This window comes from Novosphingobium sp. Chol11, assembly GCF_945870625.1.
Classification (GTDB): domain Bacteria; phylum Pseudomonadota; class Alphaproteobacteria; order Sphingomonadales; family Sphingomonadaceae; genus Novosphingobium.
This window is the reverse complement of record NZ_CAMBTS010000072.1, coordinates 1-15,550: the sequence shown is the minus strand read 5'-3', so window position 1 is coordinate 15,550 and position 15,550 is coordinate 1. Positions and strand designations below refer to the sequence as shown.

Sequence of the window (15,550 nt, the reverse complement as noted above, 5' to 3'; positions counted from 1 at the left end):
GCGAGCGGACGCGGCTGGTGGCGATGAATTATGCCAGCAACATGACCGGATCGATCAATGATATCAAAGCGCTGGTCCGCATTGTTCATGAATTCGGCGCGATGGCCTATATCGATGCGGTGCAGCTTGTGCCGCATCGCCTGCCCGATGTGGTGGAGCTCGATTGCGATTTTCTGGCCTGTTCGTCGTACAAGTTTTTTGGCCCGCATCTGGGCGTGCTGTGGGGGCGGGAGAGCATTCTGGAGGCGATGGAGCCCTACAAGGTCCGCTGCGCCAGCGACGATCTGCCCGGCCGCTACGAGGTCGGCACGCCGCAGACCGAGCTTTATGCAGGCCTTGCCGCCACCGCCGACTATCTCGCCTGGCTGGGCAGCGAGACCGGCCATGCGGGCACCCGCCGGATGCAAATGCTGGGCGGGTATGCCGCGTTCGAACGCCACGAAACGCCGCTGACCTTGCGCCTGATCGAGGGGATTCTGGCCATTCCCGGCACCACCATCCACGGCATCACCAACCCCAACCGCATCGCCGAACGCGTGCCCACGGTGTCGTTCACGCATGAGACGATCCCCACACACGCCTTTGCGCAAGGCTTGGCCGATGAGGAGATTTTCGCTTGGTCCGGGCACAACTATGCGCTGGAACCCGCGCGGCAGCTGGGGCTGGATGAGGATACCGGCGTGGTGCGGTTGGCCATCGCGCATTACAACACCGCCGAGGAGATCGAACGGACGCTGGCAGTGCTGGCCCGGGTCGCGGCGCAATGACAGGTGCGGCGAAGCCCCGTCATTCTTGAGGATATCGCGCCGCTGCGATTGGTGAGACACTCGCTCTTCGATATGCAAAACACGAGGAGAGCAAGCGATGGCGCCGCTGATGTCCGGGTATCCGTTTTTCCAGATCGCCTACCTTGTCAACGATCTCGAGGCCTCGATCGAGGCATGGGCCAAGCTGCACCATGCCGGCCCCTTCGTGATCGCGCCGCACCATGTGACCGACACGTTCCACTATCGCGGGCAACCGATCGAGGCGGATGTGTCGTACGCGTTCGGCTATCTGGGCGACATGATGATCCAGTTCATCCAGCAGCATGATGACCAACCGTCGATCTACCGCGACATGTTCAAGGCGGGGGAGGAGGGCTTTCACCATGTCGGCATTATCGTTGATGATTTCGAGGCCGAGTATCAACGCATGCTGGGGCTTGGCTTCGTCGATGCCTGCCGCCTGCATGCCGACGATGTGGACGCCTGCTATTTCGATACGCGCGCGGTCAATGGCGGCTTTACCGAGCTGCACGGCGGGCCGGAGCATATACTGGAGACTTTTGCCGGGTGGAGGCGCGCGCACGAGCTGTTTCGGCCAGGGGACAATCCGATTCTGGCGCGGTGATCCTGTTAGAGCAAGGGCCGGCGGACCTTGCCTCGCCCGTTTGGGCGCTTGGCTTGCGCGGCAAAGCCCGCCACGGAGCGGGGGGTTGCTTTAGATAAAGGTCACCTTAAGTGAAATACCTGTGGATCGCCTTCAAGGTGTTCGCCTTTGCCAATTTGCTGTTCGTGCCATCCATCGCGCTGGTGCTGTTCATGGCCTATGGGCTGGGCGGGACAAGCACGTCGTGGTTCGCGGCGATTAGCGTGGCGGCGCTGGGGGCCAACATGGCGGTCTTGCTCAGCAAGCGTTACAGCGACCGCCTGTGGCGCAAGTTCAACGCCATCGCGGGCAATATCACCGGCCTGTGAATTACTGGCCTGTGAACGCCCGGCTTAGCCGACGCTTCCTTCCAGAATCTGCAAGGTCTTGAGATCCGAGTGGAAATCGAGCGCATAGTCGCCGCCCTCGCGCCCGATCCCTGAGATGCCGATGCCGCCGAACGGGGCGGTGAGGTCGCGCACAAGGAAGGTATTGACCCACACCGTGCCGCCGCGCACCGCCCGGCCAATGCGCTCGGCGCGCACGGCATTGCCGGTGTAGATTATGCCGGAAAGTCCATAGGCGGTGGAATTGGCAAGCGCGATGCCTTCTTCCTCGCCAGCGAAGGTCTGGAAGGTGAGGACCGGCCCGAACACCTCGTTTTGCACCACTTCGCTCGCATTCGAACGCGGCACGATCAGCGTGGGCGCGATGAAATTGCCGCCCGCTGCGTAGCCGCCGCGCGCGATGGTATCGCCCGCTGCCCGCGCGCGATCAATGAAGCCGAGCACGCGCGCGGCGTGATCGGGGTGGATCAGCGCGGACATGGTGGTGGCCGGATCGCGGCTGTCGCCCATTACATGCGCATCGGCATAAGCGTTGAATTTCTCTAGAAAGGGCTCGCGCACGCTGTCTTCGACAATGATCCGTGTGCCCGCCATGCACACTTGGCCGCTGTCGTCGTATTGCCCGGCCGCCTTCTTGGCTGCGGCATCGATATCGGCATCGGCAAAGACCAGCAGCGGCGATTTTCCGCCAAGCTCGGCAGTGAACGGCACAATGTTTTCCGCCGCCGCCTTGCCGATCACGCGCGCGGTGGGGACGGACCCTGTAAAGCTGATGCGCTTGACCCGGGGATCGGAGACCAGCGCCATGCCAAGATCGCGGCCAAAGCCCTGCACGATGTTGAAAACGCCGGGCGGAAAGCCCGCCTGTTCTATCAGATCGGCCAGCAGCGAGGCCGAAAGCGGCGACCATTCGGCGGGTTTCAGGATCACCGTGTTGCCCGCCGCCAGCGCCGGCGCGCATTTCCAGGTGGAAAGCATGAACGGCGCATTCCACGGGGTGATGATCACCGCAGGGCCGGCAGGCATGCGGATCACCCGGTTGGCGGTGCCGCGCGAGGACCATGTGCGTTCGGTGTAACCGGCGGCAATATCGGCATAGTTGCGGAAATTGAGCGCGCCGCGCGCAATCACCCGCAGGCGCAGGCTTTCGTGCAGCATGGCCATGTCCATGCATTCAATGATCGCCAGCCGCGCGATGTTGGCCTCGATCAGATCGGCGAGCCGGTGCAGCACCGCGCCGCGCTCTGCCGCGCCGGTGGCGGCCCAGCCCGGGAAAGCGGCGGTGGCAGCCTCCACCGCGAGCGCGGCGGTGGCCGCATCGCCGCGCGACACATCGGCCAGCTTGCGGTCCCAATCGAACGGGCAGCGCGTTTCGAAGGTTTCGGCGCTGGCAACGCGCCGCCCGCCGATGAAGTGATCGGGCGAAACGTCGACGCCCTCGATGGTGACGCGGTCGCGCATGGGCCGGGGGCCTTTCAGATATAGTGCAGGTAGTATGCGACCGCTTCGGCGTCGGTCTTGCCATCAAGCTCGGCGACTTCCTGCCGCTTGATCGCGATGTAATTGCTGATCATGTCCGCGCCCAGCGCTGCGCTCAACACTTGATCGGCTTCGAGCGCGTCCAGCGCCTGGGGCAGCGAATGCGGGGTATGGCGCTCGGTGTTGGTGGTTTCCAGCCCGTCGTTCAGTTCCTGCGCCGGGCAGGAGTAGTTGCCCTCAAACCCCAGCCGTGCGGCCTCCAGCATCGCGGCGAGCGCGAAATAAGGGCTGGCAGCGCAATCGGCCATGCGGTGCTCGATCCGCGCGGCTGCGCCGGTTTCCGCCGAAACGCGCACCGTTACCGAGCGGTGATCGATGCCCCAGTTGGCCCAATAGCCCGAGAGGCTGGCAGGCTGAAGCCGGGCATAGCTGTTGGTCAGCGGGGCCATGATCGCGGCCAACGCCTCGTGATGCTGCAGCAATCCGGCGATGCAGCCTGCCATCAGCGGCGAGGGTGCGCCATTGGCGGCATCATCGGCAAAGGCGTTGCGGCCCGAAGCTTCGGTGAAGCTGAGATTGAAGTGAAGCCCGCTGCCGCTCTTATCGGCAAATGGCTTGGGCAAAAACGAGAGGAGATAGCCGCGCCGGATCAGCACTTCGCGCGCCATCTGGCGAAACAGGAAGGCGTCGTCTGCCGCGCGCAAGGCATCGGCATAGCGCAAGGTCAGCTCGAATTGCGGGGCATCGAATTCGGCGTTGATCGATTCGATGGGCAGGCCGCAGCGCACGGCCATGGCCCATACATCATCGACCAGCCCCGCCGGGTCGGTGAACGGGCCAGTGCCATAAACAAACGCACCGGGGGTGTCATAGGGCACCCATTCGCCGCCCGCGCCACGCTGAAAGATATAGGCTTCCATCTCGATGCCGACCATCGGTTCAAGCCCGTGCGCGCGCCAGCCGGCGATGGCGCGTTGCAAGGCGCTGCGCCCGCACAGCGCAAAGGCTTCACCCTGAAAGCGCATGTCGGCCAGCGCGATCTGCGTGCCAGGCTCCCAGCCGGGGCGCAGGTCATCAGGATCGAAGCGCGCCTCCATATCGGGCAGGCCGGTGAGCAGCCCGCCGCCGGGCGCATCGACCAGCGTCCGCGCATACGTGACCGCGTAAGTGCCGACACACATGCGGGCGTGGCCTTTGCGCGCCTCGCTCATCGGCACATATTTGCCGCGCGCCAGATTGAGCTGATCGGCAAAGAGAATGCGGACGCGATCGTTTTCGGCGGAAAGGGGGGCAGCGGTCTGGGCCATGGTGGCGATCTCCCCCGGCGTCATGGTGTTCATGGGCGCGTCTTTACTTTCGCTCGACCCGCACCGGCAAGGTCTTGATGCCATGGATGAAGTTCGAGCGCAGATAGCGGTGCTCTGCGGTCTGCTCGATGCGCTTTACCCGGCGCGCCAATTCCTGCAACACGATCTTCACCTCAAGCTTGGCCAGCCACATGCCAAGGCAAATGTGCGGGCCGCCCTGCCCGAACGAGAGAAACGGATTGCGCGGGCGGGTCAGATCTATCCGATAGGGATCGGGGATCGCGGCTTCGTCGCGGTTGCCCGAAAGGAACCACATCACCACTTTGTCGCCCGCGCGCACGGTCTTGCCGTGCAGCTCGAAATCGCGCGTGGCGGTGCGGCGGAAATGCGATGTCGGCGCGGCCCAGCGGATCATCTCGTCGGTCGCCTCGTCCCATTGGTCAAAGGCAGGGGCCTGGATCTGCGCCAGCAGCGCCGGATCGTTGGCCAGCGCGTGGATCGTGGCCGAGATCGAATAGCGCGTGGTATCGTTGCCCGCTGCCACCAGCAGGCAGAAGAAATTGCGAAACTCGTCGCGGCTCATCGCTGTGCCGTGGCTGGTTTCCTCCAGCACCAGATTGAGCACGCCGATCTGCTCGCCTGCATCGATCCGCGCCAGCAGGCGGTTGGCATAATCGAACAGCTCGACCGCAGCGGGCGAGCGAAATGGCAGCATCCGGTATTCGTCGGTATCGACCTTGTCGATCACGAAGTCGGTATAATCGGGATCGGCGTTCGAGATCAGCGCATCGCCCTTTTCGACCAGCCAGGCCGCGTCGTCATTGGGCACGCCGATGATCTGCGCCAGCATCTGCATCGGCAAATGGCGGGCGATGGCGTCGGTCGCATCGAATTCGCCCGCTTCGAGCGCATCATCGAGCAGCCGGGTGACGATGGCGCGGATCTGCTCCTCGTATCCCGCCATCGTCGCGCGCGAGAACGCCTTTGACACCAGCGCGCGAAAGGCGCGGTGCTGCGGTGGGTCGGTTTCCTGAAAGGTCTTGCGGGCTTCGTATTCCTCGGCCGACTGGTCTTCCATGCGGATGCCGCTGGCCGACGAGAGCAGATCTGGCTGGCGGTTCAATTCGAGCAGATCGCCGTGGCGCACCACATTCCAGAAACCCTGACCGCCGCCTTCCATCTCGCTCCACGCCAGCGGATCATCGCGGCGCATCCGGTCAAACGTGGCGAACGGCGCGCCTTCGTTGAACGCGTCTTGCGAGGAGAGATCGACGAAGGGATCGTGCGAGCGGGAGAAGGGATATGGGGCCATAAGTGTCCTGATATGGGCCTCGCCGCCGCCGGACTTGGCCGATATGGCCAAGTGGCGTGGGGCGTATGCGCGCATGGATGATGCCTCTGGCAAAGCGAAGGACATGTGCGATGGGTGAAATTGTCGGTGCCGCGTTGCTGGCCCACGCGCCGACGATCATGCTGCCGCAAGTGGTGCGGTTTGAGCTGAACGAAGGCAAGGAGATCAGCCTGGTACCCGGCCTTCACCGCTTCCGCGCCGAAGTGATGGAGGTTTTGCGGCCCGACACGGTGATCGTGCTCGATTCGCACTGGTTCACCACGGTCGAGTTCTGCGTTTCGGGGCATGATCGGCGCGCCGGGCTCTATACCTCCGATGAGTTGCCGCGCGGGGTAAGCCAGGTACCTTACGATCTCAAAGGCAACCCGGCATTGGCGCGCAGCATTGCCGAGGCGGCTACCGCTTGCGGCGTGCGCACGACTGCGATCGATGATCCGTACTTGCCGATCCATTATCCCACGATCAACATCGCGCATTATCTGCATGGCGGCGAAGAATGGCTCTCGGTCGGCTGCGCGCAGACCGGCGAGACCGGCGATTTCCTGAGCGTCGGGCAGGGCATCGGCATGGCGATCGCGGCCTCGGATCGCCGCGTCCTGCTGATCGCCAGCGGATCGATGAGCCACCGCTTCTGGCCGCTCTCGCAGTTGCACCTCCACGAAGCCTCCGACCCTATCCACATCAGCCGCCCAGAGGCGCGCGCGGCCGATCTGGAGCGGCTGGAGTGGTTTTACCGGGGCGATCATGCCGCAGTGATCGACACGATGCCCGAATTCCTGCGCCATGTGCCCGAGGCGCGCTTTGGCCATTACCTGATGATGGCCGGGGCTTGCGGCGGGCGCGACTGGACCTGGCCCGGGGTGCGCTATTCGGATTATGAAAACGCAACCGGTACCAGCCAGGTGCATGTCAACTTCATGCGGCCCTGAGCCGCCCGGTGATCTGACCCCACGCCATGGGCGCAGCACCGCTGCGCAAGGACTGGGTTTGGCCGCCTGCATCGACACCGCGTTGCGATCGGTCGCACATCACCAACTCTTCACCGCCGCTTATGCTGCAGTTGGCGTAGAAGCTTTCGCAGTTTAGATAGTTGAGTGTTGTGCAGCATGCACTTAGCTTTTCCCTAAACAACACAATTAAAAGATCAACACGGTCCCGTCGGGAATCAATGTTGTCTATAAGGGGGTGGGGAAATGATCAATCGACTGCTATGGAATCGACAGAACCGCTCTCTCAAGGCGAGCAAGTCTTGGCTATTGGGCTCGGCCGTGTGCCTCGCCGCTGGCGGGATCGCCACTCCGGCGCTTGCTCAGCAGCCCGCCGACGAAGCGGATGCCGCCACCACCATCACCGTGACCGCGCGCAAGCAATCTGAAACGCTGCAGGAAGTGCCGGTTGCGGTCACTGTGCTCGGTGGCGGGACGATCAGGGACTTTCAGGTCAACGAAATCGCCGATGTGGTGACGCGCGTTCCCTCGTTGAATGTGCAGGTCGGCGGTTCTGGAGCGGGCGGCCAGATCACGCTGCGCGGCGTTGGCTCGACCAACATCTCCGCCGCATTCGACTCGGCCATCGCGTTCAACTTCGACGGAGTGTCGGTTAGCACGCAGCGCCTCGTTCAGGCGGCATTTTTTGATGTTGAACAGATCGAAGTGCTGAAAGGACCGCAGTCGCTATACTTTGGCCGCAGCGCATCGGGCGGTGTGTTTTCGATACGCTCCGCCAATCCGACCAAGACCTGGCAGGCTGGCGGCAGCGCCTCCTACGAATTTGAAGAGCGCGGCTATACGATCGGTGGGTTCGTTTCAGGCCCGCTCAGCGACACCATCGGCATCCGCGTGGCTGGCCAATACCAGAATATCGACAGGTTTGTGGAACTTGACGCAGGCGTGCCCTCGATCTTTGCAAATTCGGGCAAGGGTATGAAGAATACCGTCGGGCGAGTGACGTTCCAATATGATCATCCCTCGAACAATTTCAGTGCCAACCTGAAGCTCAATTATAATCATAACGACAGCGAAACGCTGCTGGGACATTCGGATATCGATTGCGGCGCCAACGGGGTGGCTGATCCGGTGTCGCTGTTCGGTGGGCTGATTTCCAATCCATCGAGCGCCACCTGCAATACCAATGACAAGTTCTATCCCACCGGCGATACGGACGCGCGGTTGCTGGTGCCTTTGCCAGGAACGACGGGTTCCAATCGCTTCAAGGGCCAATCGTACAATGAAACCAAGACGTTTTTTGCGCGGCTGGCGATGGAGCTTAAGCTGACCGACACGCTGACGTTATCGGGCATAACCGGCTATGTGAATCTCAAGAACGAGCATCTCGATAACTTCGATTATTCGGGGAAGCGCGTGGTCAATGGTGTGACCCTTCCGGGCGGCCTCGCCGCGCCCTTTTCCGACAAGCTGGAGCAGTTCACCCAAGAAGTTCGCCTATCCAGCAGCTTCAGCGGCCCATTCAACTTCCAGATCGGCGCGTTCTGGGAAGACCGCTACATTCCGTTGGCGACATCGCAGAATGCGCTTGCCATCGCATTGCTCGCGGGGCCTTCGGTCGGCACTGGCTCGACGTTTGACTGGTATGCCGAGCGCAATACCAAGGCGAACGCCTTGTCCTTCTTTGCCAGCGGTTCTTACAAGATCACCGATCAGCTCGAGCTTTCGGGCGGCGTTCGCTGGGTCGATGAAAAGAAGCGGGCCACGGTCGCGTTTCCTGATGTGCACTCGGCGCTTGCCGCCACTGTCTTTTCAATCCAGTCAGGCTTCTTTGCGGGTCCGATCCGGTTCAGCGACAGCAACTGGTCGCCTGAAGCCACACTGCGCTATAAGGCTTCGGAGAACATCAACCTTTATGCCGCCTACAAGAGCGGCTTCAAATCGGGCGGCATAGACAACAGTGCGCTGCCAACCGGCAGCCTTGCCGGCCTCAACAGCAGCGATGCAGCGGTGCGGGCAGCGACCGAAGCTGGCTTGATCTTCAAATCAGAAACTGCATCGGGCGGTGAAATCGGCATTAAATCGCAATTTGCCAATCGCACCATCACGATCAACGCCGTGCTCTATCAATACAAATTCAAGGATCTGCAGGTGCAGAACTTTGATCCGATCGCCATTCAATTCCAAACGACCAATGCCAGCGCGGTGACCAATCGCGGTGTCGAGATCGACTGGTCTTGGCAAACGCCGGCGCAAGGGCTGAATTTGTCAGGCGCAATCGGGTATCTGGATACGAAATACACCGACAGCTTCCTGACCGGTGCCTTTATCAACGGCGTGGCGGTCGATCTGAAGGGCCGCGCGGCTGCGCGTGCGCCGAAATGGAGCGGCAACATAGCTTTTGAATATAGCACACCGGTTGGCAGCAACATGAAGTTTGGTCTCGGCGGCAATATTGCCTTTACTAGCTCGTACTTCGCCGGATCCCGCTTGCCCGATGATTATGTGCAACCAGGATACGCCTCCTTCGACGCCCGGATATCGCTCGGCCAGATCAACGATAGATTCAAGCTCTCGCTGATCGGCACCAACTTGACCGACAAGATCTGGGTCAATACCGCCGGGGGACGGCCTTTCCTGCCTGCGAACGGGGATGACCGCGTGTTTACTCAGAACCGCGGGCGGCAGGTGTTTATCGAGGCTTCGTTCAAGCTGTAATGGCCGAACGCGCGCGCTGATTCAGCTGGGCAAGACCGGTAAGCTGGATCGGCGCCCGCCCGCAACTTCACGGGGAATGGCGCCGCTGCGCAGGCAGGCGGCGCGCCTTATGCGGTAACAAGCTCGGTGTGGGCAAAGCCCTTGCGGTAATCGAGCACCGAAATCCAGATGGGCGTGACGCAGAAGATGTGGATCTGATCCGGGGTTGGCATCGGCATCGGCAGCGGCGGGCTTCCGGGATAGCGCGGCGGCATCAGCGCGATGAGCCGCGCTGCCTGGGCGGGGTCCTCAATCAGCCGGGCGTGGCCGGAAAGCGACAGGCCGGTGATCAGCAGGATGTTTTCGGGGTCGTCGTTGACGGTAAGCGAAACCCGGCCGTCTCGCGCCAGATTGTGCGCCTTCTGGCTATCCAGCCCGCACAGGAAATAGATGCTGTGGCCTTCGTTGACATAGCCGACGGTGGTCGCCTGCGGCTAACCATCGGGGCGCACGGTAGCGATGCTCATGATCCGGTGAGAATCGAGCATTTGTGTGATCGTGCGCTCAGTGGCCTGGTCCATGGGGTCGCTCCTGCTACGCGGTGTGGCACGAGTTCAACCGGGCTGGTGGGCATAGGTTCCCCATCCTTCATCGAGGGGGGAAGGAAGAGCGGCGCTTACCTCGTGCGCAAGACCTGCTGCTCAATCCAGCCCAGGATTTCGGCGCGGCGGATATGGTCGTTGGTGATCTGATCGTCGATGCCGAGCTGCCAGGCAAGGCCCGGCTGCGCCGGGTTGGCGGCAAGCGCGCCGAGCTTGGCAGTGTAGGCATCGAGCGCGGCCTGATCGGCGAAGAAGCCTTGCGCGATCATGTCCTCGGCATAGAGCGTGTACAGCTGGACGAGCTGGAGCAGGTCGAATTCGGGGTGGTATTGCACCGCCCAGACTTCGCTTTTGCCAACCGGCACGATAGCGGCCTGCACCACGCTATGGGCGTTAGAGGCCAGCAGGGTGGCGGCCTCCGGCAGGCGGGTCACTTCGTCATAGTGGATGCAGGGTGCATCGAACACGTCGCCCTTGCCTGAAAACATCGGGTGGCCGCGCCCGGCTTCGGTGGGCACGATCTTGCGCGCGAAGCCCACTTCGCGGCCCTTGGGGCTGAACGCGACTTCGCCACCGGCGGCCACCGCCGCGATTTGCAGGCCCCAGCAGCTGCCGAACACCGGCATGCCAGTCTCGCCTGCGGCGGCGAGCATGGCGATCTGGTTGGTGACGGCAAATTCAGGATCATAGGCATGGAGCGCAGAGCCGGTGATGACGAGGCCGTCGTAGCTGCAAAGACTGTTGCCGCCGGGGATCGTGCCATCCGGATCGGCAGCATTGACCACATCCAGCGTAAAGTGCGGGTAATGCGCGGCGATGGCCTCCGCATAGATTTCGCTTGAGGTGCGCACGCCAAGTTCGTGGGCGCGGGCGCGTTTGTCGGCAGGATTGCCTTCCATCAGAAGCAGTTTGGTCATGCGGAGAAAGCCTCAATGCTGGGTGTGCGCGGCGCGGTAGCGCTGGGGTGGCATCCCGGCCCAACGGGTAAAAGCGCGGGTGAAATTGGAATGTTCGGCATAGCCCAGCCTGAGCGCGATCTGCGCAATCGAAGAACCGGGGCGGGCGTGGAATTCGAGCAGCGCCTGGCGCATGCGGCACTCATCGAGCAATTGCTGAAATGTCACTTCGGCCTCGGCCAGACGGCGGCGCATGGTGCGGCTGGACATGCCGATTTCGCTCGCCAGCTCGTCCTGATGGATTTCGCCCTGCGCCATGCGGGCATAGATGAACGCGGCGATGCGGTCGCGCGCAGGCTCGGCGCGGCGCTTGCCCGCGATCTGGCGCGACAGCCCGCGCAAGTCTGCTTCGCGTCCGCATGGCGGCATCGCGGCATCCAGCATCGCCACGGGCAGGCTCAATGAATTGACTTCCGCGCCAAAGCTGATCCGGCTGGAGGGCACCGCGAGGCCGGTCTCGCGCCGCTCGCTCTCAAGCCCGAGTTCGATATCGTCGAGCGCACCGGGCACCGCCATTTGCGCGATCTGGGCCATGATGCCGAGGCTGAACATCGCATCGTGGTGGCGCGGCCAGATATCGGGATCGAGAATGCGGTAATTGATCGTGGCAATATCGCCTTTCACTTCGAACTGCAGCATCGTGGTATCCTGCAGCAATTCGAAATTGTCGGCAAAGCGTTTGAGCGCGGTGCCCAGCGTCTTGGCCGAAAGGATCGCGGTGCCAAGCTGGTCGAGCCCGGCAAGGTCATAATTCAGCCCGATCATCCAGGTGGCGGCGGGATGATTGGCGCGCTCGCCCACGCTTTCGGCGAGGGCGGCAAATTGCTTGAGCGGGATGCGCCCGGTTTGCGCGGCAATATCGAGGCCGGCCCCGGCCAGCGCCTGCTCTGGTTCGACGCCGAAGCCGGGCATGGAGTCGGTCCATCCGCATAAGGCTGCTGCTTGCACTGCCGGTGGGCTCATCGCTGGCGCTCCCTTGGTTGCCGGGGGCTGATTCCCGATCCATGTGCGAGCGTATCGCATCTTCGCGCAACTGTGTTGCTTGTTTCGATCACCAGATTGATAATTTCGATCAAAAAGGGCGCTGCGATTTTTGGCTGGCTCAAAGCAGCGGTGTTGTGGCGGCTGGCCGCGCGGGCCAAGTGCCGACATAGACGTGCGCTGCCGACAGATCATCCCTGAGCGCTTCGCCTTCGCGGCGCGGATCAGCCGCCCAACTCAACTAACCTTGTCGGATAAATGCAATCTGGCAGCGTTGCCTGCGCTCCCGATCCTCTGGCCCGATTGTCTGGCTCATTAAGGTATCACAACACCCGAGGCAGCGATGGTTTACGGATTATTTACATTACCTCGGTAGGTAAGGTCGTATAATTAGCATTAATTAATAAATAAAATCGATGTTTCGTGTCAGAACGCGTAGAAAGCACTCTCTCGATGCCCGTGATCCAGCAGATGACCCGCTTCGATCAGTCGATAATTTGGTCTCTTCTCCATCGTTTTTATGTAGAAGCCGGGCCAGAAGCTTGGTCCAACAAGATCGTGCCGCAGCGAAGCACTTCCAATGCGTTCTGCGCCGATACTTATGCTTCGATTGTGGCGTCCTTTTTCAAGGAGTTGGTGGCCGAGGGTAACAGTCAACCGCCCCTGATCATCGAGCTTGGTGGAGGGAGCGGCCGGTTTGCGTGGCAATTCCTCAATCGTCTGTTCAACTATCACTTTTCAGGAAGCGATGACTGCCCAGAATTCACGTATCTTCTGACGGACGGTTCAGCCAAGAATATCGAGGGCTGGAAGAAGAAAGAACGATTTTCACCATTGGTTGAAAGCGGTGTTCTAGAGTTTGCGCAGCTTTTCATTGAATCCGATCCCGTGATCCGCACTGAAAAAGGCGATCTTAAGCCCCAGGACTTGGCCAATCGCCCGGTGATCGTCATTGCAAACTATCTGTTCGATTCGATTCGCTCGAACATGGTTCGCGTCTGCAATCACGAGATCGAGCAAGTTTACATCGAGACGCAATCCACATCGCGTGACTTTCTGAAAATGTCGATCACCTCGTTTGAAAGCGTGACAGAACGGTTCGAGAGTCGACCGATCACGGGCGATCCAACCGGGCATCCGCTGATCGACGCAGTGCTGCGCCGCTATGCTGAGAAGTCCGGCGACTTTCATGTCGTCGTGCCGCAAGTTTCCCTCGAATTCATCGAAAAGTTTCTTGATCGCGATACGCCGCTGCTGCTGCTGACCGGCGATCTGGCTTATTCAGACCCGGCTGAGTTCCAGTTGCGAAGCCCACTTATATTCGACACTTATTTCGCCCATTATACTAACATGCATCTCTTCGGGGAGCTTTTCAGTGCATACGGCGGTGCGATGCAATCGCAGCGCCACAAGGACATCAATTTTAGTTGCAACCTGTTCTCACTGCCCGGAAAGCAGCGCTGGCAGGACCTGACCTTGGCGCGCACCCGCGAAACCGCGCTGACTTTGCTCAAGGACTTCAATCCTTACGATGCCCATGAAATCATCGAGATGATGGAGGGCTACGCTGGAGGGATGTCGATCCGGCAGGTTATGGCTCTGATCCGCTTCTCGAAGTTTGATCCGGATGTTGCTGCGGCCTGCATTCGACCGATCCTGTTCAATATCGAACAGGGCGAAGAAGAGATCGATCGCGAGCAATTGTACGAGACCTTCATGGAGGCCTTCCGCGCGTATCTTCCCGATGGCTCCGATGTCATTTTTGACTGCGGCATCGCGCAGATGCTCCTGCGGCTTGGTTATCACGTCCAGGCGCTCCAACTGATTGAGCATACCATCCGCGAACTCGGCGAAAATGCCCCGCGGCTGTATGAAAAGGCGCTGGCCATCTATCACTTGGGCGATGCAGCCAAGGCAGAAGCCGTGATGCGGGCGGCGGCCAGCATGGACCCGCAATTTCGCCCAGCTCAGCGGATGATTGCCAATCTGTTCGAAGAGCAGCCGCAGGCTGGATCATCCACCACGACCAAGTATGCGCATCTGACCGTTTCGAGCCTTGAGCACGACGTCGCCGTCAAGGCCGCAGACCTGCTCAACGAGCGCGGCGCAGTGCTGATCGAAGATCTGCTTCACTCCGATGTCGTGACCGAACTGCGCGAGGCACTGCAAGTAAGGGTGCGCGATTGGCATGCCTCGGAACTGGGCAAGCCGAACAACGTCGGCGACAAACGCTTTACCATTCCCGTGCGGCTCCAAGAGCCGTTCGACAATCCTGCGGTCTATGCCAACTCTGTTCTTCTTGACACGCTGACGAGAGTGATGGGCGAGAAGCCGGTGCTTCACGCATTCGGCTCTGTAACGACCTATGAAGGCGCGCGGATGCAGCATGTCCACCGCGAACATCCGTTGCTGTTTCACAGCGACGCAGGCAACGCCAATGTGCCGTGTTATGCTACAACTATTTTGATCCCGCTCATTGATTTGGATGAAGAAGCGGGTGGAACCCAGTTCTGGGAAGGAACGCACCGCACCGCGAGAAGTGAAGGCTGGTCGGGCGATCCCCATATTGCTTATACCCGAGCAGGAAGTGCGCTTGTTTTAGACTATCGTACCTATCACGGTGGCATGCCATGCCATGCATCACATGGCCGGCCCATGCTATATTTTACTTATACTATGCCTTGGTTCCATGACACGCTTGCGTTTGAGTCGCATGCAGCAATGGGAATTTCAGAGCAGGAACATCTGAAAGTGCCCGAGAGTCATCGCGACCTGTTTCGGTTCGCGCACCGAATTGCGGCCTAGGCGCCGTTAACTAATTGCCTCTCTACTTGCGCCAATTCGAGACATAGGCATTATCCCGCTAGACACGAGCCAATCAGTAGGCAATCTGAGCGCAATTGATTGGTAATAGATATTAAAAAATCTTAAGGAGTTCATGAGATGAAGAAGCAGACGATTAAAGATACGTCATTTCTTGGGGCTGCACTGGCAATGTCCGTCAGTGGTCTTTCGGCTCCAGCACAGGCTATTGAACTTCCCAAGAACAGCGCCGGGCTGTCGTTCAGCGATCACAGCTTCGGCGATGGTTTCAGCAGCCTGTTCGAGAGCGACAGCGCAGCCAATCTGAGCAGCAGCAAGAAGGGTGGCGACACCAAGAAGGGCGGCGATTCAAAGAAGGGCGGCGATTCCAAGAAGGGTGGTTCCAGCAGCAGCAGCAGCAGCGGCGGTGACGATCATTATGGATCGACCAGCAGCAGCAGCGGCGGCGACTCGAAGAAGGGCGGGGACTCGAAGAAAGGCGGGGACTCCAAAAAGGGCGGCGACTCTAGAGCGGTTTCCGTTCATTCTGGTTCATAGCCGCAGGATTTGAAGTAATTGGCGCATTCGTCTGGCTGGAAGATGTCGACGAGCCTGCCGATCAGGTCCCACAAGCCGCTGACGGTTCGCTCGCCCACTTTGCGGAGCATAGCCTT

Annotated in this window: 13 protein-coding genes and 2 pseudogenes; 7 read left to right on the top strand and 8 right to left on the bottom strand. The window is 60.7% G+C overall.

Annotation, left to right across the window (positions count from 1 at the left end; translation table 11 throughout):
- The 3 genes from Q0O40_RS11420 to Q0O40_RS11410 all read left to right on the top strand — a co-directional run.
- Positions 1-767, top strand: a 767-nt coding sequence (locus tag Q0O40_RS11420) for an aminotransferase class V-fold PLP-dependent enzyme (protein WP_295529737.1), incomplete at its 5' end; no start/stop codon positions are given.
- Positions 768-864: 97 nt separating this feature from the next.
- Entirely contained in the window at positions 865-1,392 is a 528-nt protein-coding gene (locus Q0O40_RS11415; RefSeq protein ID WP_295529735.1) for a VOC family protein, read from the top strand.
- Between the two features lie 110 nt (positions 1,393-1,502).
- Positions 1,503-1,739: a hypothetical protein gene (locus tag Q0O40_RS11410; RefSeq protein ID WP_295529733.1), complete on the top strand. Its 237-nt coding sequence runs from the start codon at positions 1,503-1,505 to the stop codon at positions 1,737-1,739.
- 24 nt (positions 1,740-1,763) lie between these two features.
- Here the strand turns inward: Q0O40_RS11410 and Q0O40_RS11405 are convergent, their stop codons facing one another.
- Genes Q0O40_RS11405 through Q0O40_RS11395 form a run of 3 tightly spaced genes read right to left on the bottom strand, consistent with a single transcriptional unit; the run spans position 1,764 to position 5,930 of the window.
- A complete protein-coding gene (locus tag Q0O40_RS11405) occupies positions 1,764-3,218 on the bottom strand; it encodes an aldehyde dehydrogenase family protein (RefSeq protein ID WP_295529731.1) in 1,455 nt (484 codons plus the stop codon).
- A gap of 14 nt (positions 3,219-3,232) precedes the next feature.
- Positions 3,233-4,576: a glutamine synthetase family protein gene (locus Q0O40_RS11400; protein WP_295529729.1), complete on the bottom strand. Its 1,344-nt coding sequence runs from the start codon at positions 4,574-4,576 to the stop codon at positions 3,233-3,235.
- A gap of 10 nt (positions 4,577-4,586) precedes the next feature.
- Positions 4,587-5,930: a cytochrome P450 gene (locus Q0O40_RS11395; RefSeq protein ID WP_295529727.1), complete on the bottom strand. Its 1,344-nt coding sequence runs from the start codon at positions 5,928-5,930 to the stop codon at positions 4,587-4,589.
- Between the two features lie 35 nt (positions 5,931-5,965).
- Here Q0O40_RS11395 and Q0O40_RS11390 point away from each other — a divergent pair, with 35 nt between their 5' ends.
- On the top strand, positions 5,966-6,823 hold the full coding sequence (locus Q0O40_RS11390; RefSeq protein ID WP_295529725.1) for a catechol 1,2-dioxygenase: 858 nt from the start codon (positions 5,966-5,968) through the stop codon (positions 6,821-6,823).
- A gap of 264 nt (positions 6,824-7,087) precedes the next feature.
- The gene (locus tag Q0O40_RS11385) at positions 7,088-9,556 is read left to right on the top strand and encodes a TonB-dependent receptor (protein WP_295529723.1); all 2,469 of its coding nucleotides are present in this window, start codon (positions 7,088-7,090) and stop codon (positions 9,554-9,556) included.
- Between the two features lie 107 nt (positions 9,557-9,663).
- Here the strand turns inward: Q0O40_RS11385 and Q0O40_RS11380 are convergent, their stop codons facing one another.
- From Q0O40_RS11380 to Q0O40_RS11370, 4 genes and pseudogenes are all read right to left on the bottom strand, one after another.
- On the bottom strand, positions 9,664-9,810 hold the full coding sequence (locus Q0O40_RS11380) for a hypothetical protein (RefSeq protein WP_295529721.1): 147 nt from the start codon (positions 9,808-9,810) through the stop codon (positions 9,664-9,666).
- A 39-nt stretch (positions 9,811-9,849) separates the two neighbouring features.
- Positions 9,850-10,017, bottom strand: a pseudogene (locus Q0O40_RS15890) (pyridoxamine 5'-phosphate oxidase family protein); the annotation flags it as partial.
- A 194-nt stretch (positions 10,018-10,211) separates the two neighbouring features.
- Complete coding sequence (locus Q0O40_RS11375; RefSeq protein WP_295529719.1) at positions 10,212-11,054, bottom strand: gamma-glutamyl-gamma-aminobutyrate hydrolase family protein; 843 nt, start codon at positions 11,052-11,054, stop codon at positions 10,212-10,214.
- Positions 11,055-11,066: 12 nt separating this feature from the next.
- Positions 11,067-12,056: an AraC family transcriptional regulator gene (locus Q0O40_RS11370; protein ID WP_295529717.1), complete on the bottom strand. Its 990-nt coding sequence runs from the start codon at positions 12,054-12,056 to the stop codon at positions 11,067-11,069.
- A 471-nt stretch (positions 12,057-12,527) separates the two neighbouring features.
- Here Q0O40_RS11370 and Q0O40_RS11365 point away from each other — a divergent pair, with 471 nt between their 5' ends.
- Both Q0O40_RS11365 and Q0O40_RS11360 read left to right on the top strand, forming a co-directional pair.
- Positions 12,528-14,879, top strand: a complete 2,352-nt coding sequence (locus Q0O40_RS11365; protein ID WP_295529715.1) for a phytanoyl-CoA dioxygenase family protein — start codon at positions 12,528-12,530, stop codon at positions 14,877-14,879.
- A gap of 138 nt (positions 14,880-15,017) precedes the next feature.
- A complete protein-coding gene (locus tag Q0O40_RS11360) occupies positions 15,018-15,434 on the top strand; it encodes a hypothetical protein (RefSeq protein WP_295529713.1) in 417 nt (138 codons plus the stop codon).
- Here Q0O40_RS11360 and Q0O40_RS11355 read toward each other — a convergent pair.
- A pseudogene (locus Q0O40_RS11355) lies at positions 15,419-15,550 on the bottom strand (IS630 family transposase); the annotation flags it as partial. The gene Q0O40_RS11360 and the pseudogene Q0O40_RS11355 overlap by 16 nt on opposite strands.

Excerpts from the sequence above, each read along its gene's own strand:
- Q0O40_RS11365 (WP_295529715.1), top strand. The coding sequence starts at position 12,528 with ATGCCCGTGATCCAGCAGATGACCCGCTTCGATCAGTCGATAATTTGG.
- Q0O40_RS11390 (WP_295529725.1), top strand. The coding sequence starts at position 5,966 with ATGGGTGAAATTGTCGGTGCCGCGTTGCTGGCCCACGCGCCGACGATC.
- Q0O40_RS11415 (WP_295529735.1), top strand. The coding sequence starts at position 865 with ATGGCGCCGCTGATGTCCGGGTATCCGTTTTTCCAGATCGCCTACCTT.
- Q0O40_RS11375 (WP_295529719.1), bottom strand. The coding sequence starts at position 11,054 with ATGACCAAACTGCTTCTGATGGAAGGCAATCCTGCCGACAAACGCGCC.
- Q0O40_RS11395 (WP_295529727.1), bottom strand. The coding sequence starts at position 5,930 with ATGCGCGCATACGCCCCACGCCACTTGGCCATATCGGCCAAGTCCGGC.
- Q0O40_RS11360 (WP_295529713.1), top strand. The coding sequence starts at position 15,018 with ATGAAGAAGCAGACGATTAAAGATACGTCATTTCTTGGGGCTGCACTG.
- Q0O40_RS11405 (WP_295529731.1), bottom strand. The coding sequence starts at position 3,218 with ATGCGCGACCGCGTCACCATCGAGGGCGTCGACGTTTCGCCCGATCAC.
- Q0O40_RS11400 (WP_295529729.1), bottom strand. The coding sequence starts at position 4,576 with ATGAACACCATGACGCCGGGGGAGATCGCCACCATGGCCCAGACCGCT.
- Q0O40_RS11385 (WP_295529723.1), top strand. The coding sequence starts at position 7,088 with ATGATCAATCGACTGCTATGGAATCGACAGAACCGCTCTCTCAAGGCG.
- Q0O40_RS11380 (WP_295529721.1), bottom strand. The coding sequence starts at position 9,810 with ATGCCGCCGCGCTATCCCGGAAGCCCGCCGCTGCCGATGCCGATGCCA.
- Q0O40_RS11370 (WP_295529717.1), bottom strand. The coding sequence starts at position 12,056 with ATGAGCCCACCGGCAGTGCAAGCAGCAGCCTTATGCGGATGGACCGAC.